The following is a 1,720-nucleotide window of genomic DNA, read 5'->3' as shown; positions in this document are numbered from 1 at the left end:
TGGTCGCCAAGATGGGCCAGGACGGTCACGACCGCGGCCAGAAGGTGATCTCGACGGCGTTCGCCGACCTCGGCTTCGACGTCGACGTCGGCCCGCTGTTCCAGACCCCCGGTGAGGTGGCCCGGCAGGCGGTCGAGGCCGACGTCCACGTCGTCGGGGTGTCGTCCCTGGCGGCCGGCCACCTGACCCTGGTGCCCGCGCTGCGCGCCGAACTGGACGCCCTGGGCCGCGACGACATGATGATCGTCGTCGGCGGCGTCATCCCGGCGCAGGACTTCGACGAGCTGCGGGCAGCCGGTGCCGACGCGATCTACCCACCCGGCACGGTGATCCCCGAGGCCGCCGTGGAGTTGCTGGAGAAGCTCCAGGATCGGCTGGAAGAAGACTGACGGTGTCCGCGGGGACAGTTCTCCCGGTCACCGGGGACGGCTCATCTGGTCACCGGTGACGTTTCCTTCGCTCACCCTTGGAACGAAAGGAACCGTCCCCTGGAACGAAAAGAACCGTCCCCCGAAGTGCGAAAGTCCTTGGAACGAAAAGAACCGTCCCCCGAAGTGCGAAAGTCGAACGTCGAAGAACCGTCCCCGAACATGCGGGTTTGAGAGGGTGGCTGCATGCGTAGGTTGAGTCCGGACGAGCTGGCCGGGCGGGTCCGGGAGGGCTCGCGTCCGCACATCGCCCGTGCGATCACGCTGCTGGAGTCGTCGCGTCCGGAGCATCGGGAGCGAGCCAAGGAACTGCTCCGGCTGCTCACGCCGGACAGCGGACGGTCGGTGCGGGTCGGCATCACCGGTGTCCCCGGGGCGGGCAAATCGACGTTCATCGACGCACTCGGCATCCGGCTGATCGAGGACGGGCACCGGATCGCCGTGCTGGCCGTCGACCCGTCATCGTCACGAACCGGTGGCTCCATCCTCGGTGACCGGACGCGGATGGCGGCACTCGCCGCGTCCGACAGCGCCTATGTGCGGCCGTCGCCGTCCGGTGGGCATCTGGGCGGCGTGGCGCGGGCCACCCGCGAGTCGATGATCGTGATGGAGGCCGCCGGCTTCGACGTGGTGCTGGTCGAGACCGTGGGGGTGGGGCAGTCCGAGGTGGCGGTCGCCGGCATGGTGGACACCTTCCTGCTGATCGCGCTGGCCCGGGCCGGTGACCAGCTGCAGGGCATCAAACGCGGCATCCTCGAGATGGCCGACGTGATCACCGTCAACAAGGCCGACGGCGACCACGAGGGCGAGGCCCGGGTGACCGCGCGTGAGCTGACCATCGCGATGAAGCTGATCAGCTCCGATCCGCACGCCCGCCGCCCGCCGGTGCTGACCAGTTCGGCGCTCACCGGTAAGGGCCTGGACGAGGTGTGGCAAGCGGTGCTCGATCACCGCGCCTACCTGGAATCCAACGGTGGGTTGGAGCCGAGAAGGGCACGGCAGCAGATCGAGTGGCTGTGGTCGCTGGTCGAGGGCGAGGTGCTGGACGGCGTCCGCGCCTCCCCACGGGTGCGGACGTTGCGCGGCGGCATCGAAGCCGCCATCGCCGGCAACGAGATCTCGGCGCTGGAGGGCGCGGAGGAGCTCGTTCGCGCGTTCGTCGCGGACGTCCCGGCGCTCTGGCCGGGGACCCGCTGACCATCGGTGGCGGAGTGACCGAGTGGCGGAGTGGCGGAGTGGCCGTCGGTCGAGCCTGCCGAGAGTTGGTTTCGACAAGCTCAACCAACGGCTAC

The 1,720-nt window shown here is 69.3% G+C and carries 2 protein-coding genes; both read left to right on the top strand.

Translation table 11 applies throughout. The annotated features are described in order from the left end of the window. The coding region (locus Q0066_RS03940) for a cobalamin-dependent protein (protein WP_298130263.1) at nucleotides 1-389 on the top strand (389 nt) is incomplete at its 5' end. Between the two features lie 225 nt (nucleotides 390-614). Then, a complete protein-coding gene (gene meaB, locus Q0066_RS03935) occupies nucleotides 615-1,625 on the top strand; it encodes a methylmalonyl Co-A mutase-associated GTPase MeaB (protein ID WP_298130262.1) in 1,011 nt (336 codons plus the stop codon). The last annotated feature ends 95 nt before the right edge of the window (nucleotides 1,626-1,720 follow it).

This window comes from Micropruina sp., from assembly GCF_027492755.1.
GTDB lineage: Bacteria > Actinomycetota > Actinomycetes > Propionibacteriales > Propionibacteriaceae > Micropruina.
Note: the sequence above shows the minus strand (reverse complement) of the source record. Positions and strands in the feature narration are given on the sequence as shown.

Excerpts from the sequence above, each read along its gene's own strand:
- meaB (WP_298130262.1), top strand. The coding sequence starts at position 615 with ATGCGTAGGTTGAGTCCGGACGAGCTGGCCGGGCGGGTCCGGGAGGGC.